The organism is Sphingopyxis sp. A083, assembly GCF_001468495.1.
In the GTDB taxonomy this organism is placed as follows: Bacteria; Pseudomonadota; Alphaproteobacteria; order Sphingomonadales; family Sphingomonadaceae; genus Sphingopyxis; species Sphingopyxis terrae.
The window spans coordinates 119,783-142,029 of record NZ_LNSK01000004.1 but is presented as its reverse complement, the minus strand read 5'-3'; the positions used below and the strand labels follow the sequence as shown (position 1 = coordinate 142,029).

Sequence of the window (22,247 nt, the reverse complement as noted above, 5' to 3'; positions counted from 1 at the left end):
TTCTAGCTGCGCGAGACGGCGGCGAAATGGTTGCACCGGCAACCGGAAGACCGGCAGGAGGACAGCGTGGACGCGGCACAGGCGGTACATGAAAAATTTCTCGGCGCGCTGGCGAGCGGGACACTCGCGCGCCGCGCCGATGCGCCCGATCCCGCGCGTGCCGGGCTGACTCGGTCGGATGCCACCGACATTTTCCTGTCGCAGCTCACCAGTCGCCAGATGGACCGGCTGTCGCGGACGCTGCAGGCGCGCGGCGAGGGCTTTTATACCATCGGATCGTCTGGGCACGAGGGCAATGCCGCGGTCGCGGCGGCGTTGCGCGTCACCGACATGGCGTTCCTCCACTATCGCTCGAACGCCTTTCAGCTTCACCGCGCGCGCCAGCTCCCCGGGCAGACCCCCGACTGGGACATGCTGCTGAGCTTCGCCGCTTCGGCCGAGGATCCGATTTCCGGCGGGCGGCACAAGGTCATCGGGTCGAAGCCGCTCGCGATCCCGCCGCAGACATCGACGATCGCGTCGCATCTGCCCAAGGCCGTGGGTGCCGCCTTTTCGATCGGTATCGCGCGGCGACTGGGCATGTGCGGCCTCCCGCTGCCCGAAGACGCGGTGGTTCTGGCGAGTTTCGGCGATGCGTCGGCCAATCATTCGACCGCGCAGGGCGCGTTCAACACCGCGGGCTGGTCGGCTTTTCAGGGTACGCCGTTGCCGATGATCTTCCTGTGCGAAGACAATGGGATCGGCATTTCGACGCGCACGCCCACTGGGTGGATCGAGGCGCAGTTCCGCCACCGCGCCGGGCTGCATTATGTCCAATGCGACGGCACCGACCTTGTCGCGGCCTATGCGGGTGCGAAAGAGGCTGCCGACTTCGCGCGCCGCACGCGCAAGCCGGTCTTCCTCCACATGGGGACGGTGCGGCTCTACGGACATGCCGGGTCGGACGTGCAGGGTGCCTATCTGCCCAAGGCGCTGATCGAAGCCGACGAGGCGCGCGATCCGCTGCTCGCCGGTGCGGCGCTGATGGTCGAACAGGGATGGATGTCGGGCGCCGAGGTCGCCGATGCCTATGAAGAGATCGGCGCAACGCTGGCGCGGCAGGCCGAAGCCGCGATCCGCCGCCCCAAGCTGACCACCGCCGCGGCGGTGATGGAGAGCCTGGTTCCGCCGAAGATCGACCGCCCGCCCGCCAATCGCCCCTCTGTCGACGAGCGCGCGGCGCTGTTCGCCGGCGACGCGAACCAGATGGACAAGCCGATGCATATGGCGCGGCTGCTCTCCTGGGCGCTCGCCGACCTGATGCTCGCCTATCCCGAAATCGTCGTCGCGGGTGAGGATGTCGGGCCGAAGGGCGGCGTTTACAATGTCACCGCCAAGCTGCATCAGCGCTTCGGTTCGGCGCGCGTAATCAACACGTTGCTCGACGAACAGGCGATCCTCGGCCTTGCGATCGGCATGGCGCACAATGGCTTCGTGCCGATGCCCGAAATCCAGTTCCTCGCCTATGTCCACAATGCCGAGGATCAGATCCGCGGCGAGGCGGCGACCTTGAGCTTCTTTTCGAACGGCCAATATACCAACCCGATGGTGATCCGGATCGCCGGGCTCGGCTATCAGAAAGGGTTCGGCGGTCATTTCCACAATGACAACAGCCTGGCGGTGTTCCGGGACATTCCGGGCGTGATCCTGGCGGTCCCATCGAACGGACGCGACGCCGTGCAGATGCTGCGCGAATGCGTGCGGCTGGCGCGCGAGGAGCAGCGCGTCGTCGTCTTCGTCGAACCGATCGCGCTCTATATGACGCGCGACTTGCACGAAGAGGGCGATGGCCTGTGGACGAGCGCCTATGAAGCGCCCGGCGAAGGGACGTCGATCCGGCTCGGCGATGTCGGCGTGCATGGCGACGGAACCGATCTGGCGATCGTGACCTATGGTAACGGCACTTATCTCTCGCGGCAGGCCGAAAAGCTGCTCGCCGCCGACGGCGTCAAGGCGCGCGTAATCGACCTGCGCTGGCTCGGTCCCGTCGATGCCGACAAGCTCGTTGCCGCGGTCGGCGAGGCGAAACGCGTCCTGATCGTCGACGAATGCCGCATCACCGGTTCACAAAGCGAGGCGCTGATGGCGCTGTTTACCGAACGCACGCCGGAGAAGAAGCTGGCGCGCATCGCCGCCGAGGACAGCTTCATCCCGCTGGGCAAGGCGGCGACGGTGACGCTGCCAAGCCGCGATTCGATCTACGCCGCCGCGAAGGAGCTGCTGGCATGACGGCGGCGAAGAAGACCGCGCTTGTCGTCGCCCCCGGCCGCGGCACCTATGGCAAGGGCGAGCTTGGCAGCATCGCGCGGCTGCACGGCGCGCGCTTCGGCGATATCATCGCCGGGTTCGACGCCCAGCGCCGCGAGCGGGACCAGCCGACGGTCAGCGAACTCGATGGCGCCGATCGCTTCAGCGTCGCGACGCACATGCGCGGCGATGTCGCGGCCCCGCTGATCTACACCGCGACCCTGCTCGACTGGCTCAGCATCGACCGCGCCCGTTATGACATCGTCGCGGTCGCGGGCAATTCGATGGGCTGGTACAGCGCGCTCGCGCTTGCAGGCGCAGTGTCGGTCGAGGATGGTTTTCGCATCGCCAATGCGATGGGTCTCAACAGCCAGACGCACGGGCCGGGCGGGCAGATATTGGTGCAAATCGTCGATGAAGACTGGCGCCCCGTACCGGGGCTGCGCGCCAGCCTGCTGGCGCTCGTCGCCGACATCGCCGCGCGCCCGGGTCATGCGCTCGCGCTTTCGATCGACCTCGCCGGCATGCTCGTCCTCGCAGGCAATGAAGAGGGGCTGACCGCCTTGCTTGCCGAGGCGCCGCCGACGCCGGGCCGCGATCCGTTGCGGCTGGCGGGACATGGCCCCTTTCATACGCCGCTGATGGTCGGCAGTTCGGACAAGGCGAAGGTCGAATTGCCCCCGGCGCTGTTCGGCATGCCCGATCTGCCGATGGTCGACGGCCGCGGTCATATCTGGCGGCGCTTTTCCAGCAATCCCTGGGGCATCTGGGACTATACCTTCGGGCATCAGATCCTTGCGCCCTATGATTTTGCGCTGTCGGTGCAGGTTGCGGTCAAGGAATATGCGCCCGACGTGATCATCCTGCCCGGCCCCGGCGATACGCTGGGCGGCGCGATCGCGCAGGCGTTGATCGGCATCGAATGGCAGGGAATCGCGGGCAAGGCCGACTTCATGGCGCGTCAGGCGGCGGACCCGATCCTGCTGTCGATGGGCCGCCCGGAACAGCGCGCGCTCGTCACGGGCTAGCCCGTCTGTCTGTCGAGGTCCGGCGAAGGGGCAGGTGCCAATGGGGCCGACGGAAGTGGAACATCCTCCGCCGGCCCGGCTGGGATGCGCGGCCAGGTGGGGATGGCACGCGCGGTCGAACGGATCGCCCTTGGGGACCAACACAGGGGCGACGGACCGTTCGATTCTCTTATAGGGGCCAATCTATCGCGCTGGCCGGTGACGGGCGGACTTCAAGCTCCGAAATGGACGGGATTGGCGCTTGGTCCCCGTGCGAATTCGACGGTGAAGCGTAGCCGCAGCAGCTCGGCGACGCTCGCCGCGCCCGACCGACGCATGATATTGGCGCGGTGTACCTCGACGGTGCGCGGACTGACGTCGAGCCGCCGCGCAATAGCCTTGTTGCCGAGCCCGGCCGCGATGGCATCCAATATGTCGCGTTCGCGCGGGGTCAGCGCGGCGAGGCGCGCCTCGGCGGCGCGCCGGTCGGCGTAGAGTGCGCGCTGCCTTTCCCAAGCCGTCCACGCATCGCCGATCACCGACCGGACGAGCCGCGGATCGAGCGGGGCGGGCAGCAGATCGTTCGCGCCGCCGCGCAGGATGGAGCGGCTTTCGCTGACGCTTAGCCGACTTGCGGCGACGAAGCAGGCCATGTCGGGCGACTGTGCGATCGCCGCGAGCATCGCGCCGCCATCGACCGCGCCGGGCTGGTCCCAGTGGAAAAGCAGGACGGCGCAATCGTCGGCCGCCCCCGCGTCGAGCCAGTCGGCGCCGCTCGCAAAGCTGCGGACGATATGACGGCCATCGGCAAGCGCGCGGAAGCAGGCGGCGCGCTCGGTGGCGTCGGGAAGCACCAGATGGATATGCGCACCGGACATTTGCATGACGCCATGGTGCCAGCGGTGCCCGCCGCCGCCGAGCAGGGTCGCCTCGGCTTCGGCGTCAATTCGAAGTCTTCGCGGTCGTGGCGATCAGGCCGCCGGCGCGACGACCGGCAGACGAAGCGTGACGACGGTGCCGTGGGGCTCGGCCGGGGTAATCGTCATCCGGCCGCCGTGCATATGCGCAATCGTCTCGACCAGCGACAATCCCAGCCCCGCACCCGATCCGCTACGCGCGGGATCGAGCCGGACGAAGCGCCGCGACGCTTCGGCGATGCGGTCGGCGGGGATGCCGGGACCGTCGTCGATTACCGCGAGGTTGATCGCATCGCCGGCTTCCCGGACTGCGGTCAGCCGGATCTGAGTGCCGCCGGCCGCATATTTCAGGGCATTGTCGATCAGGTTCGACAGCGCGCGGACCAGCATTTCACGGTGCGCGACCACGTCGAGATCGACGGGTGCCGTCACCGCGATCGCAAAACCCTCGTCCTCGGCGAGCGGGCCATAGACTTCGGCCATGTCTTCGAGCAGCGGCGCGAGTGCGAACCGCGTGAACTGGTCGCGGCCGATGCCCGCCTCGGCGCGGCTGATCTCCAGCGCGGTGTCGAGCAGGCGATGCAGGCTATCGGCCTCATCGATCGCACCGGCAAGCGCCGCCGTCGTTTCGGGGTCGCGCGCGCGGACCAGCGCCTGTTCCAGCTTCGCCTTCATCCGCGCGACCGGCGAACGCAGATCATGCGCCATCGAATCGGTGAGCATCCGCAATTCGCCGACCAGCGTTTCGATCCGGTCGAGCATTGCGTTGATCGATACGCCCAGCCGGTCGAAGGCGTCGCCGGTGCGGTCGCGCTCCACCCGCGCGTCGAGCCGGCCGCCGACGATTGCGGAGGCGGCGCGCGAAAATACGTCGATGCGCCGTCCGAGCAGCCAGGCGACGAAGGCGGCGACGATCCCGGCGATCGTGATGCCGACCGCGAGCGCGAACAGAAAGGCGGCCTGACTGGCGCGCGCGAGCTGAACCTGCGCCTCGAGCACTTCGCCCGTCAGCAGGGCATAGCCGCCGGGAAGCGGCGTGGTAATCAACCCGATCGGTTCGGCCTCGGCCGCATCCTGCCGGAACAGGCGGATTTCGCGCCACGCTTCATGGTCGGACACCGTCGCCGGCCATTGGCTGAGATTGCCGACGACGCGCGTGCCGTCGGGTGCCTTCAACAGCACGACGAAATTGCGGTCGTCGCGCCGGGTGAGCCGGTCGCGGATCGCCTGAACCAGCGCTTCGGGCCCTTGCTGGCGTTGGGTTTCGGCAAAATCGTCGCGTGCGACTTCGGCCGCGATTCGCGCGTCGTCTATGATCGTCGCCTGGGTGAAGCGGTGGATGATCGTCAGGCCGAGCGCCAGCGCCGCGACCTGCGCGATCACCAGCGCCAGCGTCAGGCGGACGATCGTCGATTGAAAGAAGCGCGCGCGCATGCGCCGGTCAGCTCGCGGCGCCGAGCATATAGCCCGCGCCGCGGATCGTATGGACCAGCGGCGTCGCGAACCCGTCGTCGATCTTGCGGCGCAGGCGGCTGACATGGACATCGACGACATTGGTGCCGGGGTCGAAATGATATTCCCAAACCCCCTCCAGCATCATCGTGCGCGTCACCACCTGCTCCTTGTGGCGGAGCAGATATTCGAGCAGGCGAAACTCGCGCGGCTGCAGTTCGATCCGCTTGCCGGCGCGCGTCACGCGGCGATTGAGCAGGTTCATTTCCAGATCCTCGCAGTGCAGCGCCGTTTCGACCTGAGGGCCGTTGCCGGGCTTGGCAAGGAGCAGCTTGAGCCGGGCCAGCAGCTCGGAGAAGGCGAAGGGCTTGACCAGATAATCATTGGCGCCCGACGTCAGCCCTTCGACCCGCGCATCGACCGCGCCCAGCGACGACAGGATGATGACGGGCGTCGCGATCTGCGCGGCGCGCATCGCCGCGAGCAGCGCCATGCCGTCCATGCCGGGCAGCATGCGGTCGAGGATGATCGCGTCGTAACTGCCATCGGTTGCATGAAACAGGCCGTCGCGGCCGTCGGCGGCATGATCAACGACGAAGCCTTCGCCGGTCAGGCTCTTGCTGATGAAGTCGGCGGTCGTCCGGTCATCTTCGACGAGCAATATTTTCTGCGACATGCACTGTCCCCGGCTGTGGCCCGCGCGTCGCGGGAAGATGCTTATAGCTTGTCCGGATGCCACGGCGAATTCGCAGCGTCACCCCCTTGCGCGCGTCGCGGCGTAGCCGCGCGGCGGCATCGGCCGCCGACGCAATGGAGCGGCCATCGATCCGGTCGATCCGGTCGCCCGCCGCAATGTCGGCTTTTGCCGCCGGGCCGCCGTCCTCGACGCTGGTGACGACGAGCGCGATCGGCTGGTGGCGCCGGACAGGCTCCGCTTCGAAGGTCAATCCCCCCACCTGCCCCCCGCCACGCGAATGCGGCGAGGCATAGAGCCGCGCCGACAGAAAAATGATCCCCGCCAGCAGCAGGATCAACGAGGCCGTCGGCGGCATGGATCGGATGCGCGGCGGGTCCATTGGACCGGCGTAGCAGGCCGCGTCCCACCGCCCGATGGCGTGCAGATGAAACTGCGGTAATTTTGCCGGCGATCAAGCCGTGGCGGCGACGGGCACGCGCGTATCCTTGCGGACCGGTGCGCGCGAGACGATCTGGTGCACCGCCGCCATTGCCTGCGCAAAGGCCATGCCGCGGGGTCCGGCGATGTAGCGTGGCTGCCAATCGGTCGCGAATTTCGCCTTGTAGCTGCGCAAGCCTTCGAAACCATAGAGCATCTCGCCATGGCGAAAGACGAAGGCGGCGCCCTTCGCCCATGCGGGCGCGAGCTTGCGCCCCTCGATGCCCGACAAGGGCGCGATGCCGAGCGTGAACCAGCGATAGCCCGATTGCTGCGCATACTGCATCAGGCGAATGAACAGGAAGTCCATGACGCCATAGGGGATGTCCTTCACATGGCGCATCAGGTCGACCGACATTTCGGCGCCATTGGAGGTCGCCAAAATATTGGCGAAAGCGACGATCCGCCCCCCTATCCGGACCACCGCGCAGGGAAAGCGCGCCATATAGGCGGGATCGAAGCTGCCGAGGCTGAACGCCTTTTCGCGCTGCTTTTTCGCGTGTAGCCAATCGTCCGACACGGCCTTGAGTTCGGCCAGATGCGCGGGAACCTCGGCGGCGGCGATTACGGCGAATTCGGCGCCGTCCTGCACCGCGCGGCGCTCGGCGTGGCGCAGCGTCTTTGCCCGCGGCCCGGCAAGGGTGAAGCGGGCAAGCTCGACGCGCGCCTCTTCGCCATATTTGACGATCGACAGCCCAAGGTCGATCGCTTGCGGCAGGCACGCCGCGCTGATCTGATAGAGCAGGATGCGTCCCTGCGCCGCGTCGGCCATCTCGCGCAGCTTCCACAAGAGATCGGCCCAGCGATCCTCGTTGCCGACCGGATCGCCCATCACGATCCAGTTGCCGCCCTGCACCCGGTACATCAGGAAGGCGTCGCCCTCGTCGGCGAGCAGGAAGCGCTTGTCGCCGGTGTAGGCCAGAAAGGCATCGGTGCTGTCGCTGAGCGCCAGCGCCGGTTCGAGCGCATCGAACCCCACCGGCGCATCGCGCGCCGTGCGGGCCGTCGGCGCAAAGAGCCGCCACAGCGCGAGGCCGGTAATCAGCACCGCGATCCCGAAGCTCGCGCGCAAGAAGCGGGGGGCGTCGCCGCGCAAGCTGAACTGCCACCACAGGCTGCTGGTATAATCGACATGCTTATAGGCAAAGAGGCCGACGAAAGCCGACCCCAGAATGGCGATCAGCGCCGCGACGATCCAGCCAGTCGACAGCGGTGCGTCAATCAGCGCGGTCTTGCGATAAAAGGCCGGGCGGCTCCACTGCAGCGCGGCGCAGATGGCGAGGAGGATCGCTGCCTCCTCATAGTCGAACCCTTTGGTCAGCGAAAAGATGGCGGCCGCTAGCAACAGCGCACGCGTCGCGACGAAGGCACCGTTGAGGCGGCGCAGCAGGCCGGGCGCTAGAAAGAGCAGCAGCGTGCCCGACAGGCTGGCGGCGATATGCGATGCTTCGACGAAGGGCAGCGGCAGGATATGCCGCAAATCGTGCATCCGTCCTGCTTCGGCGGGGGTCGACCCCGACAGGAGCAGGATCAGGCCGCCGGCGAAGACGAGTGCGGCGAACAGCGGCGGTGCCAGTTCGCGGAGCAGCGATTCGCCCGCCGCGGCGAACTGGCGCGCCGGGGCGTGCCACGCCTTGCTTTCGTGCCAGGCAAGCAGCAGCGCCGCGAGCAGCAGCGGCAGCAGATAATAGATGACGCGATAGGCGAGCAGCGCGGCGAGGAGCTGCGCCTTGTCGCCGGGAACCATCGCGATCACCACCGCCTCGAACACGCCCAGCCCGCCGGGCACATGGCTGACCAGCGCCGCGATGATCGCGAAGGCATAGCCAAGGAAAAAGGCGGGGTAGGCGGCGGGGTCGGGCGCCGGCAGCAGCACGAACAGCGCCGCGCTGGCCGCAGCCAGATCGAGCGCGGCGACGAGCGTCATCGACGCACTTGTCTTCAGGTCCGGGATCGGGGTGCGCCACCCGCCGATGTCGAGCGCGGTCAGCCCGAAATGGCGGAGCAGCAGCGGGATGAGGCACAGGGTCGCGACGACCATCCCGCCGAGATGCAACCAGTGCAGCGACAGGCCGATGTCGAAAATCGGCAGCAACTGCGTACTCGCCATCGCCGCCAGACCCGCGAGCAGAACGACGCCGTTCCAGAAGCTCAGGCTGGCGAGCGCGATCACGCTGCCGACCTCTCCGCCGCTGAGCCCCGCGGCGCGATAGACGCGGTAGCGCGCCGAGCCGCCGGTCAGGAGGGCCAGGCCCAGATTGTGGCTGAGCGTGTAGCTTGTGAAGGAGGCGAGTGCCGCGGTGCGCCAGGGCAATTTGCGGCCGATGACGCGCAATGCGCCGGTGTCGTAAAGGGTGAGCAGCAGATAGCTGGCCGCGGTCAGCAGCAGCGCGAATCCGATCTGTGCGTTGGAAACCGCGCGAAAAGCCTCTCGAATCGCGTGCGGGCGCACCGAATGCAGCAAATGATAGAGCGCGGTGAAGCCGAGCGCCGCGACGACCAGCGCGGCCGCGATCGACAACGTCCGGCGATGCCGCGAGGCCCAGGATCGCACGCCCCCGAAAACCGTCATCGACGCGTCCACTCCTGATGTTTGCAGATCAGCCCGCCCAGGATACAACCCGAAATTCGCAAGCTGTTCGGGTTCCTTACCTCGATCGTCGAATAAAAGCGACGACCCTGGTCGGGCACATAGACCTGCCCGGTCCAGCGCCCCGCACCCGTCGCGCGATAGTCGCTGAGCAATTCGGTGCCGATCAAGGCATTGACCCCGGCGTCGCGCGCATCGGAGAGGGCGGTGGGGCTGGCCCAGACGATATTGCCGCACAGCATCGCGCCGCAATTGCGTGTGCGCACCAGGATGGTGCCTTTCGGATTCTGCCAGACGCCGATCGGGCTGGCGGCGGGCGTCGGGGCCGGAATGCCGGTCGCGGCGCCGAGCAGCAGGGCGATTGCCAGAGCCTTCATATCAGTTTCTCCGTTGGGGCGGTGCGTGCATCCGGTCGGTCGCATGCGCAATGGCAGGGAAAATCGCGGCCTCGAGCGCCGCGTCGTCGGATTGCAGCTTGTGCCCGCCCGGCAAGGCGATCTTGCGCACGCCGGGCAAGGTCAGTTCGGGGCACAGGCTGTCACTTTCCTTGATGCCCCAGATGCAGGTGAGCGGCGCCCAGTCGAGCTGCGCTGCGGTCGGCAGGGCGAGCTGGTCGGGGATTTCGAGACCGGCGAGTTCGATCGGCGAGGCGCGGAAGATGATATCGTGGCCGGGGACGATCAGGATGACGGCGCTGATCGGCGTCCGGTCGGCCGCGGGCATCGCGGCGAGACCGGCGTGCAGCATGTCGGCGCCAAAGGATTGCCCGATCAGGACGACGCGGCGCGTGCGGCCGAGCCGCATCGCCCGCGCCATCGCATTCTCGATCAGCGTTGCCGCCTCCTGAGGCGTCCGGCGCGGCGAGAAATAGGCGAGCGAATTGACCGTCACTACCGCATAGCCGCGGCGATTGATCCGCCGCGACACCGGCGGGGTCATGCCGACCTTGTTCCCCATGTCGCCCGACAGCATCACGATCGCAGGCCGGTCGGGTCCGGCGGCGTCCGACGCGAGATCGCGGTAGAGGGGTCCGTGATAATAGCCCGCCCAGACATAGAAATCGCCGAGCGCGAGCAGCGCCAGCAGCAGGCCGGCAAGGGCCAGCCGGACGCCGCGCCCCACGCCGCCGCGGCGGGCGACGGGCGAAGCGGGTTCGGCGATCGATGCCAGGTCGGCGTGCGCAGTCACGGGGATACTCCCATTGAGCAGGATCGCGTTATGGAACCGGTCGGCCGTTCGGATGCTGGCGCGCAAATTACCATATTGTCATGTCGCGGCCATCACCCCGTCGGTCGCGGCCGCCTAATAGGGGTTTGTCCAAGGCGGGATCGCCCCCTGTCCACCCAGACCCCGCCCTGGACGTCCTGTTTCCCCGCCGGCCCCGTCGCGTTGACCGGGACCGTGCGGCGGGACCATTCGGAGTGATAGAGATGGCACGTTTTGGTTCCCTGATCGGCGTCGGCCTGGCCGCGACGATGATGATCGCCGCTCCGAGCTTTGCGGCAACAACGACGGCGAAGCCCGCGACGACCGCGCTCAAGCCCGCCGCAAAGCCCATCAAGCAGGCTGCCGCCAAGCCGAAGGCCGCATCGCAGCGCGTCGCCGCGGCCCGCCCCACCGGCCATATGGTCAAGGCGAAGCAGGCGAACGGCAAGACCGTGACCTATAATTGCAGCCTTCCCGGCAACAAGAACAAGCAGGCTTGCAAGGGCTGACCCCGGCACCCGAAGCCCCGAACAACCTGCTGCTGGCCAGCTCTCGCGCCCCGAGAGCTGGCCTTTCTTGTTTTGGCGAAGCGTCGCGCGCGATCAGCGCGCCACGGCCGCCGTATCGGCAGGGGCAATGGTGCCGCGAAAGCGGTCGAAACGCGCCGCGATGGTACGGGCGTAAGGCTGCGACCCCTCATCCAGCACCAGTTCGTCGCCATCCCAGCGGATCAGTCCGCGCTGCGCGACATCGGTGAGCGCCGGGCGCGCGGCATCGGCCCATGCCGCGGGCAGCGCGGCGCGCCCCTGACACAGGATAGCCTTGATGATCGCGCCGCGCAGGCGGTCGTCTTCGCCCACCGCAACGCCGCGCACGGCGGCAAGCCGCCCTTCGCCGATCAGGTCGCGATAGGGGCCGGCGCGCTTTTCATTCTGGACGATCAACCCCGGAAAGCGGCTGATCGCGCTCGCCCCGAAGCCGAGGAGGACAGGGGCGTCGTCTTCGGTGAAGCCCTGGAAATTGCGGTTGACGCGCCCCGCCTTGGCCGCCGCGGCAAGCGGATCGCCCGGCAGCACGAAATGATCGAAGCCGACGGGAATATAGCCCGCCGCGGTCAGCCGTTCGAAACCGTGCGCGGCCTGTTCGAAGCGCAACCGGTCGTCGGGCAGGTCGGTCGCGTCGATGCGCCGTTGCCGCGGCAACATCGCGGGCAGATGGGCATAGCCGAACAGCGCGATCCGGCTGGGAGCGAGGCGGATCGTTTCGTCGAGCGTCGCGTCGAGATCGGCGATGCTCTGCCCCGGCAGCCCGTACATCAGGTCGAAATTGATCGCGTCGATCCCGCGCAGGCGCAGCGCCGCGACCGTCGCCTCGATATCGCGGAGCGGTTGGACGCGGCCGATCGCCTGCTGGATGTGCGGGGCAAAGGTCTGAACGCCCAGGCTGACGCGCGTGACGTTCGACGCGGCGAGGACAAGCGCCCATTCGGTCGTGAAACCGCGCGGGTCGATCTCGATCGATATTTCGGGCCGACTGACGTCGAAGACGGTCAGCAGGCGGTCGAGGATGCGGACGAATTCAACGGGCGCGACCGCATTGGGGCTGCCGCCGCCAAAAGCGATATGCTGGACGCGCGCGCGGCCGCCGATCCGTTTCGCCACCATCGCGATTTCGGCGCGTAGCGCGACGAGATAGTCGGCGAGCCGCTGCTTGCGGCCCGCGGCCCCGGTATTGCAGCCGCAATACCAGCAAATCTGTTCGCAAAAGGGGATATGGGCATAGAGCGAAAGCGGCGTGGCCGGCTCGATCGCATCGAGCGCCCGCGCATAATCGGATTCGCCCACCGCGTCGCCGAATTCCACCGCGGTGGGATAGCTGGTGTAGCGCGGCACGGGCTTTGCGAGCAGCTCGGGATAATAGGTCCACATGGCCATGGTCCTACGGGCGGGCGGTCTTTGCCGCATTGACCAAGGTCAAAGCGGCGGCGGCCATGTCAGCAACAACCCTTTTTGTCGTCGGTCGGCTTGCTGCGCCGCTCGGTCACGGCATGGCAGGGCTTCGAACAGGGGTGGTCGCCGGGCTTGTCCGGGGCGCCGGGAATGACGAGCAGATGCGTCCCGCCGCCGCATGCGGGAAGCAGCAAGATCTGCGCATCGCTGGCAAGCGGCGCGAAGGCGAGTCCGGTGGCGGCGGCGAGCGAGGCGAGCGGGCGCAGGATCATGGCGCGGCGTCTTCTTCATCCTCGACGAAGATGCGCAATGCGGCGCCGTCGAGATCGTCGAACTGGCCGTGGCGCAGCGACCAGAAGAAGGCCGCAAGACCGAGCAGTCCCAGCCCGAGCGCGATCGGGATCAGGAAGAGCAGGCCGTTCACCGGATCGCCGCCTTCAGGCGCAGCGCGTTGCCAACCACGATCAGCGACGAACCCGACATCGCGATGGCCGCGATCAACGGGGTTACGTGGCCGAAGATGGCGAGCGGCACCGCGACGATATTATAGCCGATGGCGAGCGCGAAATTCTGCTTCACGATCCGCTGCGTCCGGCGCGCCATGCGCACCGTCTGCACCACCGGCATCAGCCGGTCGCCGAGGAAGATGCAGTCGGCAGCATTCTTGCCCGCGTCGCTTGCCGATCCCGGCGCCATAGAGGCATGACCGGCGGCCAGCGCCGGGCCGTCGTTGAGGCCGTCGCCGATCATCAGCACCCGGTGTCCGGCGCCCGCATGGCGGGCGATCGCGGCGAGCTTGTCCTGCGGCGTCATGCCGGTCTGGGCGGTGATGCCGAGTTCGCGGGCGACGGGTGCCACCGCCTCGGCCCGGTCGCCCGACAGGATCGTCGCATCGATTCCCTCGGCCGCCAGCGCGTCGATTGCGGCGCGTGCGTCGGGGCGAAGCTGATCGGCGAAGCGGATCGTCGCCAGCGGATCGCCGTCGATGGCGAGTTCGGTGGCCAGCGCGGTGCCCGCCGCGGGGCTTTGCGGGCGCCCGAGCGTGACCTTGTGCCCATGCCAGTCCGCCTCGATACCGAAGCCCGGCGTTTCGCGTATATTCTGGACCGTTTCAGGCACCACGCCCAGCGCCGACAGGCCGCGCGTCAGCGCTTCGCTGAGCGGGTGGCGGCTGGCCTGCGCCAGCGCGAGGAGCAGCGGGCGATGGGCGGGATCGATGCTGTCCAGATCGGTGGCGACCGGCCGGCCGAGCGTCAGCGTCCCCGTCTTGTCGATCAGCGCCCGGTCGACCTCGGCCATGCGTTCGAGCGCCGAGCCGTCCTTGATCAGCACCCCGACGCGCATCAGCGCCCCCGCTGCAACGATCTGCGCCGCCGGAACCGCAAGGCCGAGTGCGCAGGGGCAGGTGATGATGAGCACCGCGACCGCGATCAGGAGGCTATGATGCCAGCCTGCGCCCGCGATCATCCAGCCCGTGAATGCGAGCAGCGCGAGCGTGTGGACCGCGGGCGCATAGAAGTGTGCGGCGCGATCGGCGATGCGGACATAGCGCGACTTGCCCTGCGCTGCTTCGCCCATCAGCCGCGCGATATCCGCGATGGCGGTGTCGGCGCCCGCGGCGGTGATCCGGACGCGGATCGGCGCGCCGAGATTGAGCGTACCGGCGTGGACATGGTCGTCGACATGCACCGCCTGCGGCGCGCTTTCGCCGGTGAGCAGCGACAGGTCGATCTGGCTCGATCCCGCAACGATCACCCCGTCGGCGGCAAGCCGTTCGCCGGCGGCGACCAGCATCACCATGCCAGGCTGAAGCGCGGTCGCATCGACCCAGTGGCCGCTTCCTTCGCCGCGCAGCACCGTCGCGCCGGTGCCCATGTTGCGGAGCAGAGCGGTAACACCGCCACGGGCGCGGTCGCGCATTACGCTGTCGAGCCAGCGTCCGCAGAGCAGGAAGAAGAGGAGCATGACGACGCCGTCGAAATAGGCGTGCTGGCCGTGCGTCGCGGTTTCGTAGACGCTGAGCGCGCTGGTGATGACGACGCCGATGCTGATCGGCACGTCCATATTGGTCCCGCCGTGGCGCAGCGCGCGCCATGCCGAGCGGAAGAAGGGGCGCCCCGAATAGGCGACGGTCGGCAGCGCGATCGCCGCCGACAGCCAGTGGAACAGGTCGCGCGTCGCGCCCTCGGCGCCCGACCAGACCGATACCGACAGCAGCATGACGTTCATCATCGCGAAGCCCGCGACGGCCACCGCACGCAGCAGTTCGCGGCTGCTCGCGGCTTCGGGATCGCCTTCGCCGGGGGCATCGCCGATCGGATGCGCCTCGAACCCCAACAGCGCGAAGGCGCCGACCAGATCGGGCGTCTCGGCGTCGGGGGTGCAGGCGATATGGACGCGCTTTTCGGTGAAGTTCACGCGCGCCGAAGCGATGCGCCGGTCGCGGACCAGCCCTTGTTCAAGCTTCGAGATGCAGCCCGCGCAGCGGATATCGGGAACCGCGAAGTCGCGCTCGACCAGTGGCGAGGCGGTGGCAACGCTCATTGCAGATCGATCTGGTAGCGGGCCTCGTCGGCGCCGTGCCGGACCGAAAGGTCGAGCCGCCAGCGGCCTGCCGGCACCGTTTCGCGCGAGATCAGGCGGCCGTCCGCTGCCGGCGCGAAATGCACCGCGCGCGCCGGCAACTGGCCGAGCGGGTGGCTGAGCGTCGCGGTCGTCGCCAGCCCGTCGAGCGGCTTGCCCTGACTGCGGACGGCGAGTTCGATGTGGCGGTCGGCATCGAGCGTGGCGCTCTTGTCCCAGCCCAGCCGGTCCTGCGCGGCGGCGCGGGCGAGCCATTCATTGTAGTGCTGGCTCGCGACATAGCTGTTTTCGACCACCGTGCCGCCGAAGGTCGAGAGGGCAAAGCGCGCCATGACGATGTTCACGGTGATGACGACCGCGAAGAAGGCGACGAGGATCGTCGTCATGTGCCAACCGGTAAAGCGGCGCGCCTTGCTCATTGTCCGGGCTCCTGATTGTCGGCCGGCGGCCGGTCGAACTGGATGGTTTCGCTGTCGCCGCGCGGATCGCCGTCGAGGCCGCGCGTCGCGATGGTGAAATCCTGCCGCGCCGCGCCCGCGGCGGGGGCGGCGACGAACAGCTTGACGCGGGTGACGCTGTCGGGTGCGAGGGTCAGCGTAATCCGCTGGGCCGCCTTGTCGCGCGAGCCCTCCTCGGTCCACAGCGCGGCATCCTTGAGCCCGCTGACCGTCACTTCGACCGCGCGCGGGCGCGTTTCCATGTTGCGCAGCTTGAGCGTGTAATTGTTGCGGATATGGCCGTCCGAAAGCTGGACGTAGAGCGGGCTGCGCTCGTGCTGGACGGCGAGGTCGAGCCGCGTGCGCTGGCCCAGCGTGAACAGCATGGCGGCGCCGATCGCGCACCAGATCGAAAAATAGATGATCGTACGCGGGCGAAACAGCGTCTTGCGCACGGGGCGCGCCGTGCCGCCGGCCTTTTCCGCGGCGACATCCTCGAGCGTGCAATAGTCGATCAGGCCGCGCGGGCGGCCGACCTGCGCCATCACCCCGTCGCAGGCGTCGATGCACAGCGCGCAGGTGATGCAGCCGATCTGCGGCCCTTCGCGAATGTCGATGCCGGTGGGGCAGACCGCGACGCATTGGTTGCAATCGATGCAGTCGCCGAAGGCGCCGGGGTGCGCCATCGCCTTCTTGGTGCTGCCGCGCGGTTCGCCGCGCCACTCGCGATAGGTCACGAGCAGCGACTTTTCGTCCATCATCGCGGTCTGGATACGCGGCCAGGGGCACATGTAGATGCACACCTGTTCGCGCATGAAGCCGCCGAGGACGAAGGTCGTCGCGGTCAGCACCGCAACGGTGCCATAGGCGACTGGCGCTGCCTGGCCGGTCCAGAAGTCATGCGTCAGCGTCGGCGCATCGGCGAAATACATGATCCACGCGCCCCCGGTCCAGAAGGCGATGGTCAGGTAGATCGCATATTTGAGTGCGCGCTTGCCGACCTTCTCGGCGGTCCACTGCCCCTGCGCGAGACGGATCTGCGCGTTGCGATCGCCATCGACCAGCCGGTCGACATGCTGGAACAGGTCGGTCCACACGGTCTGCGGACAGGCATAGCCGCACCAGGCGCGGCCGACCGCGCTCGTCACCAGAAACAGGCCGATGCCCGCCATGATGAGCAGCCCGGCGACATAATAGAATTCGTGCGGCCAGATTTCGATCTGGAACATGTAGAAGCGCCGGTGGGCAAGATCGACGAGCACCGCCTGGTCGGGTGCATAGGGGCCGCGGTCCCAGCGGATCCATGGCGTCCCGTAATAGATCGCCAGCGTCACCGCCATGATCGCCCATTTCAGCCGGCGGAAGGGGCCGTCCACCCGCTTGGGATAGACGGCCTTCCGGGCGGCGTAGAGCGACGTCTTGCCGCCGGTCAGATCGTCAGGGCTGGCCATCGGCTCCCTGTCCTTCCGGGGCGGCTGCGGCGACCGCCGCGGGTGCCGGCGCCTTTTCGCCGCCGCCCAGCGAATAGACATAGGCGGCGAGCATCTTGATCGTCACCGGATCGAGCCGTTCGCCCCAGTGCGGCATCACGCCGTTGCGCGGCTGGTTGATCGTCGCGGTCAGGCTGGCGCGATCGCCGCCATAGAGCCAGATGGCGTCGGTCAGCTTGGGCGCGCCGACGCTGCGGCCGCCTTCGCCGCCCGCGCCGTGACAGACCGCGCAATTGGCCGAGAAGAGCGCCGCGCCGCGCGCCGATGAGGCGCTGGGTTTTTCCTGGCGGCTGATGACGCGCACATGGCTGACCAGATCGTCGATCTGTTTGGCGTCGAGGATGCCGTCGCGGCCGAAGGCCGGCATCTGGCTGGTCCGCGTCGTTTTCACGTCGGGATTCCGGATGCCGTTGGTGATCGTATAGTGGATCGCGGCGAGATCGCCGCCCCACAGCCAGTCGTCGTCGGTCAGATTGGGATAGAGCTTCTTCACCCCGGCACCGCCGGCACCGTGGCACTGGACGCAATGGACGCGGAACGCTGCGCCCCCGCCCTGGATCGCGGCCTGCATCAGTTGCGGCCGGGCGGGCAGTTCGGCGATCGGGGTGGCGGCGATCGCGTTGACGATCGGCGCCCGCCGCTGCGCCTCGGCGGCGAGTTCCTTTTCGAGCTGGCCGCGGCTGCTCCAGCCGAGTGTGCCCTCGGTCGCGCTGCGGATCATCGGCCAGGCGGGATAGAGGATCACATAGACGATCCCCCAGATGATCGTCGCATAGAGTGACCACAGCCACCACCGCGGCATCGGCGTATCGAGTTCCTCGATGCCATCCCATTCGTGACCGGAGGTGGCTGTGCCCGTCACTTCGTCGATGCGCTTATCTTCGGCCATTGTCGTCTTCCTTGAAGATCATGTTCGCTGCTTCGTCATGGTGGCGGGCGGCTCCCTTGCGGAACGGCCAGGCGATGAAGAGGAGGAACATCGCCACCATGACGATCAAGCCCCAGCTATCGGCGAAATGCCGTATCTCGTCATAGGTCATCGCGCTTTCTCCTGCGCGATGTCGGCGGCGTGCGCCTGTTCCTGCGGCGCCGCCTTGTCGACGTCGACGAGCGTTCCGAGCATCTGGAGGTAGGCGATCAGCGCGTCCATTTCGGTAAGACGCGCGGGATCGCCGTCGAAATCGCGGACCTGTGCCTTGGGATAGCGTTTCTGGAGATCGGCGGCCGACGCGGGATCGACCTGTGCCTTCAAATCCTCGTTGGCCTTGGCGATATCCTCCTTGGTATAGGGAACGCCGACGCGATAGAGCGCGGTCAGGTCGTTGCGCAGATCGTCGGTCCGAAGGTCGTTTTCGGCAAGGAAGGCATAGGGCGGCATGATCGATTCGGGCACGACGCTGCGCGGATCGATCAAGTGCGCGCGATGCCATTCGTCCGAATAGCGGCCGCCGACGCGCGCCAGGTCGGGGCCGGTGCGTTTCGACCCCCATTGGAAGGGATGGTCGTACATGCTTTCCGCCGCCAGGCTGTAGTGGCCATAGCGTTCGACCTCGTCGCGGAAGGGTCGGATCATCTGGCTGTGACAAAGGTAGCAGCCCTCGCGGATATAGATGTTGCGGCCGGCGAGTTCGAGCGGAGTATAGGGCCGCATGCCGTCGACCTTTTCGACGGTATTGTCGATCCAGAACAGCGGCGCGATCTCGACGATGCCGCCGATCGCCACGGCGACGAGCGAAAAAAAGCCAAGCAGGGTGATATTGCGTTCGAGCTTCTTGTGGCTGAAGCGCTTTTCGGTGGATTGGGTGGCCATGGCCTGGAGGCTCCTTATTCGGCGGGAACGGGCGCCAGCGGGCGGTCCGCGGCGGCGTTATAGGGGGTCTCGGTCATCGGCTTCTCTTCGCGGACCTTGCCAGCAATCGTCGCCCAGACGTTGACGATCAGCAGGACAAAGCCGGCGAGATACATCGCCCCGCCGGCAGCGCGGATCAGATACATCGGGTGCATCGCCGCGACGGTTTCGGCAAAGCTGTAGACGAGGTAGCCGTCGGCGCCATATTCGCGCCACATCAGACCCTGCATGATCCCGGCGACCCACATCGAGGCGGCGTAGAAGACGATCCCCAGTGTCGCGAGCCAGAAGTGCCAGTTGACCATGCGCAGCGAATAGAGGCGCGGCCGTCCCCACAGGCGCGGCACCAGATAATAGACTGCGGCAAAGGTGATCATGCCGTTCCAGCCCAGCGCGCCGGCATGGACGTGCGCGATCGTCCATTCTGTATAATGGCTGAGCGAGTTGACCGCCTTGATCGAGAGCATCGGCCCCTCGAAGGTCGCCATGCCATAGAAGGCGAGGGCGATCACCATCATGCGGATGATCGGATCGGTGCGGATCTTGTCCCATGCGCCGTTCAGCGTCATCAGCCCGTTGATCATGCCGCCCCAACTCGGCATCCACAGCACAACCGAAAAGACCATGCCCAGCGTCTGCGCCCAATCGGGCAGCGCGGTATAGTGCAGATGGTGCGGACCCGCCCAGATATAGAGGAAGATCAGCGACCAGAAGTGGATGATCGACAGGCGATAGCTGTAGATCGGCCGTTCGGCCTGCTTGGGGACGAAATAATACATCATCGCAAGGAAGGGTACGGTCAGGAAGAAGGCGACCGCATTGTGCCCGTACCACCATTGCGTCAGCGCATCCTGCACCCCCGCGAAAGCCGAATAGCTTTTTGACCCGAAGATCGTTGCCGGCACCGACAGATTGTTGACGATGTGGAGCATCGCGATGGTGATGATGAAGCTGAGGTAAAACCAGTTGGCGACATAGATATGCGGCTCGCGGCGTTTGACGATCGTGCCGACGAACACGACAAAATAGACGACCCATACGATGGTCAGCCACAGATCGACATACCATTCGGGTTCGGCATATTCGCGCGCTTCGGTGACGCCCATCAGATAGCCGGTGGCTGCGAGCACCAGAAAAAGCTGATAGCCCCAGAAGACGAAGCGGGCGGCGCCCGGAAAGGCGAGCCGCGCGCGGCAGGTGCGCTGGACGACATAGAAGCTGGTCGCGATCAGCGCATTGCCGCCGAAAGCAAAAACCACGCCCGAGGTGTGCAGCGGGCGCAGCCGTCCGAAGGTCGTATATTCAAACCCCAGGTTAAGCGCGGGATAGGCAAGCTGGAGCGCGATATAAAGGCCCGCGATAAGACCCGCGGCGCCCCAGAAGATCGTCGCGATCACCCCCCAGCGGATCGGGTCGTCGTCATAGACGCCTTCGTCCGCGGGCATTTTCAATATGCCGCGCGCGATGCCGTCGAAATCGGCGCGCGAGACGGTGGCCCACAGGACGGCGAGGCAGGCGACCGCGACGATCCCCATATGCACCGCAAAGGGCGCATCGACCGCGAGCGCCGCCATCACGAGCGCGAGAAGGGCGAGGCCCAGCCAGCCGCCCGCTTTCAATACCACACCGTCCATAATGCTTGTCCCTGCTTGGCGCGGTCCCTTCGACCGCACGGCTGGGAACCGCTCATGGACGGGGACGGTGGCCAAAACATTGACCAGGATCAAGCAATTTTTTGCGTTCCATCAATGCGCGGTGCGGCGGGCAAGCGCAGGGAGGCGCTCGTCAACGCAAGGAGTCACGACATGAAGACGCATTATCTCTCCCTCGCCGCTCTGGCCGCCGCGATGGTGGTTCCGGGCCAGGCCCAGGCCAAGGCCGGGGACGTTCAGGTGAAGCTGCTCGCGACCCTCGTCGCGCCCGACGGCAAGATCACCGACGTTAAATATGACGGCCTCAGCCTGCCCGCCGGGACGCAGAGCAAGGCGAACGACAATGTCACGCCGACGATCGCGGTCGAATATTTCGTCACCGACAATGTCTCGCTCGAAACCATTGCCGGCGTGACCCAGCACGACGTCGATGGCGCCGGGGCGCTGGCGGGTGCCGAGCTGGTGTCCGACGTCAAGATCATCCCGGCGACGCTGACGCTGAAATATCATTTCGGCCGCGACGGCGGGATTCAGCCCTATGTCGGCGCCGGCCCGAGCTATTTCTTCTTCATCGACGAAAAGCCGGGCGTGACGACGCGCGGGCTGGGCGCGACGCGGCAGAAAATCAACGACAAGTTCGGCGCCGCGGTGCAGGCCGGGATCGATATTCCGGTGAATGACAAGGGGCTGGCGGTCTCGTTCGATGCGAAGCGCTATTTCCTGCGTCCAACCGCGACCTGGTATGCAGGTACGACCGAAGTGCTGCAAACCAAGCACAAGCTCGACCCGTGGGTGATCAGCGCCGGGGTGGCGTTCCGCTTCTGAAGCGGCGCGCGGCGCTGATCGGCGACATGCCTGCCGGGGGGGCGGGGTGTGTCGCCGACGCCGCCGGCTATCCCGCCATCGCTTCCATGGCGTTGCGATCGGTAATCACGATCTCGCGGCGCGAGGGGAGATCGAGCAGGCCGTCGGAGCGCATCCGGGTGAGCTGACGGCTCGTCGTTTCGATCGTCAGCCCCAATATGTCGGCGATTTGCTGGCGTCCGAAGGGTAACTCGAAACCGTTACGCGTGCCGCCGACCTGGCATCCCTGCCCCGAAAGTCGTTCGGACATTTCGAGGAGGAAGGAGGCGACCTTTTCCGACGCCGATTTGCGACCGAGCAGCATCATCCAGTGCCGCGCCCGGTCGAGTTCGTCGAGCGTGCGGCGCAAGAGCTTCTGTTGCAGGTCGGGATGGTTGCCTGCAAATTCGTCGAAGGCGTTGCGGTTGAAAATGCAGACTTCGGCATCGGTCATCGCGGTGACGCTGTACGGGCTTTCCTTGCCGAACGGGCGGCCGATGAAATCCGACGGAAAAACGATGCCGACGATCTGCTCGCGCCCGTCGGCGGTCGCGACGACCAGTTTGAGCACGCCTTCGAGGACATTGGCGACCACCGGTGCGTCGTCGCCTTCCCAGAGCAGCGTCTGGCCCGCCTTGACGCGCTGCTTGCGCCCCATCTTGCCGAGCAGCAACAGCTCCTCGGGATTGAGGCTCGCACAGATCGCGCGGTTCCGCACGACGCAGGATGCACAGTCGGTCACGCCGTTCGCCTAGCCGAATGCGCGGCATTTGGAAATAGCGAGAGCTTCCGGTCTGGCTGGATGAAGCGGC

The 22,247-nt window shown here is 66.8% G+C and carries 22 protein-coding genes; 4 read left to right on the top strand and 18 right to left on the bottom strand.

Annotated elements, in window-relative coordinates:
• Positions 1-66 precede the first annotated feature (66 nt).
• Together ATE59_RS09775 and ATE59_RS09770 are read left to right on the top strand one after the other, a co-directional pair.
• Positions 67-2,268, top strand: coding sequence for a thiamine pyrophosphate-dependent enzyme (locus tag ATE59_RS09775; RefSeq protein WP_058812261.1), 2,202 nt, complete (start codon positions 67-69; stop codon positions 2,266-2,268).
• On the top strand, positions 2,265-3,314 hold the full coding sequence (locus ATE59_RS09770; protein WP_058812260.1) for an ACP S-malonyltransferase: 1,050 nt from the start codon (positions 2,265-2,267) through the stop codon (positions 3,312-3,314). Before ATE59_RS09775 ends, ATE59_RS09770 begins: the two co-directional genes overlap by 4 nt.
• Positions 3,315-3,526: 212 nt before the next feature.
• Here the strand turns inward: ATE59_RS09770 and ATE59_RS09765 are convergent, their stop codons facing one another.
• The 7 genes from ATE59_RS09765 to ATE59_RS09735 form a co-directional block, all read right to left on the bottom strand.
• On the bottom strand, positions 3,527-4,171 hold the full coding sequence (locus tag ATE59_RS09765) for a response regulator transcription factor (RefSeq protein ID WP_058812377.1): 645 nt from the start codon (positions 4,169-4,171) through the stop codon (positions 3,527-3,529).
• Between the two features lie 93 nt (positions 4,172-4,264).
• Positions 4,265-5,644 carry a sensor histidine kinase gene (locus ATE59_RS09760; RefSeq protein WP_058812259.1) on the bottom strand — a complete coding sequence of 460 codons (1,380 nt, stop codon included), beginning with the start codon at positions 5,642-5,644 and terminating at the stop codon, positions 4,265-4,267.
• A gap of 7 nt (positions 5,645-5,651) precedes the next feature.
• On the bottom strand, positions 5,652-6,338 hold the full coding sequence (locus ATE59_RS09755; protein ID WP_058812258.1) for a winged helix-turn-helix domain-containing protein: 687 nt from the start codon (positions 6,336-6,338) through the stop codon (positions 5,652-5,654).
• Complete coding sequence (locus tag ATE59_RS09750; protein WP_197409156.1) at positions 6,307-6,714, bottom strand: PDZ domain-containing protein; 408 nt, start codon at positions 6,712-6,714, stop codon at positions 6,307-6,309. Before ATE59_RS09750 ends, ATE59_RS09755 begins: the two co-directional genes overlap by 32 nt.
• Positions 6,715-6,810: 96 nt before the next feature.
• On the bottom strand, positions 6,811-9,408 hold the full coding sequence (gene mprF, locus ATE59_RS09745) for a bifunctional lysylphosphatidylglycerol flippase/synthetase MprF (protein WP_058812376.1): 2,598 nt from the start codon (positions 9,406-9,408) through the stop codon (positions 6,811-6,813).
• A complete protein-coding gene (locus ATE59_RS09740; protein WP_058812256.1) occupies positions 9,405-9,803 on the bottom strand; it encodes a DUF2147 domain-containing protein in 399 nt (132 codons plus the stop codon). The genes mprF and ATE59_RS09740 overlap by 4 nt, the downstream gene beginning before the upstream one ends.
• 1 nt (position 9,804) lies before the next feature.
• Positions 9,805-10,614 carry an AcvB/VirJ family lysyl-phosphatidylglycerol hydrolase gene (locus ATE59_RS09735; RefSeq protein ID WP_156416756.1) on the bottom strand — a complete coding sequence of 270 codons (810 nt, stop codon included), beginning with the start codon at positions 10,612-10,614 and terminating at the stop codon, positions 9,805-9,807.
• A 242-nt stretch (positions 10,615-10,856) separates the two neighbouring features.
• Here ATE59_RS09735 and ATE59_RS09730 point away from each other — a divergent pair, with 242 nt between their 5' ends.
• On the top strand, positions 10,857-11,141 hold the full coding sequence (locus ATE59_RS09730; protein WP_058812254.1) for a hypothetical protein: 285 nt from the start codon (positions 10,857-10,859) through the stop codon (positions 11,139-11,141).
• Between the two features lie 93 nt (positions 11,142-11,234).
• On the opposite strand, the gene hemN is transcribed toward ATE59_RS09730, so the two are convergent.
• From hemN to ccoN, 10 genes are all read right to left on the bottom strand, one after another.
• The gene (gene hemN / locus ATE59_RS09725; protein WP_197409162.1) at positions 11,235-12,560 is read right to left on the bottom strand and encodes an oxygen-independent coproporphyrinogen III oxidase; all 1,326 of its coding nucleotides are present in this window, start codon (positions 12,558-12,560) and stop codon (positions 11,235-11,237) included.
• Between the two features lie 65 nt (positions 12,561-12,625).
• The gene (locus ATE59_RS09720; RefSeq protein WP_003041565.1) at positions 12,626-12,853 is read right to left on the bottom strand and encodes a hypothetical protein; all 228 of its coding nucleotides are present in this window, start codon (positions 12,851-12,853) and stop codon (positions 12,626-12,628) included.
• Positions 12,850-13,005 carry a cbb3-type cytochrome oxidase assembly protein CcoS gene (ccoS, locus tag ATE59_RS09715; protein WP_058812252.1) on the bottom strand — a complete coding sequence of 52 codons (156 nt, stop codon included), beginning with the start codon at positions 13,003-13,005 and terminating at the stop codon, positions 12,850-12,852. Before ccoS ends, ATE59_RS09720 begins: the two co-directional genes overlap by 4 nt.
• Positions 13,002-15,125, bottom strand: a complete 2,124-nt coding sequence (locus tag ATE59_RS09710; RefSeq protein ID WP_058812251.1) for a heavy metal translocating P-type ATPase — start codon at positions 15,123-15,125, stop codon at positions 13,002-13,004. The genes ccoS and ATE59_RS09710 overlap by 4 nt, the downstream gene beginning before the upstream one ends.
• On the bottom strand, positions 15,122-15,583 hold the full coding sequence (locus ATE59_RS09705; RefSeq protein ID WP_003041556.1) for a FixH family protein: 462 nt from the start codon (positions 15,581-15,583) through the stop codon (positions 15,122-15,124). The genes ATE59_RS09710 and ATE59_RS09705 overlap by 4 nt, the downstream gene beginning before the upstream one ends.
• Positions 15,580-17,052 (bottom strand): cytochrome c oxidase accessory protein CcoG, encoded by a 1,473-nt coding sequence (gene ccoG, locus ATE59_RS09700; protein WP_058812250.1) that lies wholly within the window; start codon positions 17,050-17,052, stop codon positions 15,580-15,582. Before ccoG ends, ATE59_RS09705 begins: the two co-directional genes overlap by 4 nt.
• Positions 17,039-17,980 (bottom strand): cytochrome-c oxidase, cbb3-type subunit III, encoded by a 942-nt coding sequence (gene ccoP, locus ATE59_RS09695; RefSeq protein ID WP_058812249.1) that lies wholly within the window; start codon positions 17,978-17,980, stop codon positions 17,039-17,041. Before ccoP ends, ccoG begins: the two co-directional genes overlap by 14 nt.
• Complete coding sequence (locus tag ATE59_RS09690; protein ID WP_003041548.1) at positions 17,967-18,131, bottom strand: cbb3-type cytochrome c oxidase subunit 3; 165 nt, start codon at positions 18,129-18,131, stop codon at positions 17,967-17,969. The genes ccoP and ATE59_RS09690 overlap by 14 nt, the downstream gene beginning before the upstream one ends.
• Positions 18,128-18,901, bottom strand: a complete 774-nt coding sequence (gene ccoO / locus ATE59_RS09685; protein WP_003041545.1) for a cytochrome-c oxidase, cbb3-type subunit II — start codon at positions 18,899-18,901, stop codon at positions 18,128-18,130. Before ccoO ends, ATE59_RS09690 begins: the two co-directional genes overlap by 4 nt.
• A gap of 14 nt (positions 18,902-18,915) precedes the next feature.
• Positions 18,916-20,574: a cytochrome-c oxidase, cbb3-type subunit I gene (gene ccoN, locus ATE59_RS09680; RefSeq protein WP_003041542.1), complete on the bottom strand. Its 1,659-nt coding sequence runs from the start codon at positions 20,572-20,574 to the stop codon at positions 18,916-18,918.
• Between the two features lie 171 nt (positions 20,575-20,745).
• Here ccoN and ATE59_RS09675 point away from each other — a divergent pair, with 171 nt between their 5' ends.
• Positions 20,746-21,417, top strand: coding sequence for an OmpW/AlkL family protein (locus ATE59_RS09675; RefSeq protein ID WP_003041537.1), 672 nt, complete (start codon positions 20,746-20,748; stop codon positions 21,415-21,417).
• 67 nt (positions 21,418-21,484) lie between these two features.
• Here the strand turns inward: ATE59_RS09675 and ATE59_RS09670 are convergent, their stop codons facing one another.
• Positions 21,485-22,177, bottom strand: coding sequence for a Crp/Fnr family transcriptional regulator (locus tag ATE59_RS09670; RefSeq protein WP_058812248.1), 693 nt, complete (start codon positions 22,175-22,177; stop codon positions 21,485-21,487).
• Positions 22,178-22,247: the final 70 nt, after the last annotated feature.

Bases quoted from the DNA above. Each gene is read 5' to 3' on its own strand.
- ccoN (WP_003041542.1), bottom strand. From the start codon at position 20,574: ATGGACGGTGTGGTATTGAAAGCGGGCGGCTGGCTGGGCCTCGCCCTT.
- hemN (WP_197409162.1), bottom strand. From the start codon at position 12,560: ATGTGGACCTATTATCCCGAGCTGCTCGCAAAGCCCGTGCCGCGCTAC.
- ccoG (WP_058812250.1), bottom strand. From the start codon at position 17,052: ATGGCCAGCCCTGACGATCTGACCGGCGGCAAGACGTCGCTCTACGCC.
- ATE59_RS09710 (WP_058812251.1), bottom strand. From the start codon at position 15,125: ATGAGCGTTGCCACCGCCTCGCCACTGGTCGAGCGCGACTTCGCGGTT.
- ATE59_RS09740 (WP_058812256.1), bottom strand. From the start codon at position 9,803: ATGAAGGCTCTGGCAATCGCCCTGCTGCTCGGCGCCGCGACCGGCATT.
- ATE59_RS09720 (WP_003041565.1), bottom strand. From the start codon at position 12,853: ATGATCCTGCGCCCGCTCGCCTCGCTCGCCGCCGCCACCGGACTCGCC.
- ccoP (WP_058812249.1), bottom strand. From the start codon at position 17,980: ATGGCCGAAGATAAGCGCATCGACGAAGTGACGGGCACAGCCACCTCC.
- ATE59_RS09760 (WP_058812259.1), bottom strand. From the start codon at position 5,644: ATGCGCGCGCGCTTCTTTCAATCGACGATCGTCCGCCTGACGCTGGCG.
- ccoO (WP_003041545.1), bottom strand. From the start codon at position 18,901: ATGGCCACCCAATCCACCGAAAAGCGCTTCAGCCACAAGAAGCTCGAA.
- ATE59_RS09770 (WP_058812260.1), top strand. From the start codon at position 2,265: ATGACGGCGGCGAAGAAGACCGCGCTTGTCGTCGCCCCCGGCCGCGGC.
- ATE59_RS09705 (WP_003041556.1), bottom strand. From the start codon at position 15,583: ATGAGCAAGGCGCGCCGCTTTACCGGTTGGCACATGACGACGATCCTC.
- ATE59_RS09675 (WP_003041537.1), top strand. From the start codon at position 20,746: ATGAAGACGCATTATCTCTCCCTCGCCGCTCTGGCCGCCGCGATGGTG.
- ATE59_RS09730 (WP_058812254.1), top strand. From the start codon at position 10,857: ATGGCACGTTTTGGTTCCCTGATCGGCGTCGGCCTGGCCGCGACGATG.
- ATE59_RS09690 (WP_003041548.1), bottom strand. From the start codon at position 18,131: ATGACCTATGACGAGATACGGCATTTCGCCGATAGCTGGGGCTTGATC.
- ATE59_RS09755 (WP_058812258.1), bottom strand. From the start codon at position 6,338: ATGTCGCAGAAAATATTGCTCGTCGAAGATGACCGGACGACCGCCGAC.
- mprF (WP_058812376.1), bottom strand. From the start codon at position 9,408: ATGACGGTTTTCGGGGGCGTGCGATCCTGGGCCTCGCGGCATCGCCGG.
- ATE59_RS09750 (WP_197409156.1), bottom strand. From the start codon at position 6,714: ATGCCGCCGACGGCCTCGTTGATCCTGCTGCTGGCGGGGATCATTTTT.
- ATE59_RS09765 (WP_058812377.1), bottom strand. From the start codon at position 4,171: ATGTCCGGTGCGCATATCCATCTGGTGCTTCCCGACGCCACCGAGCGC.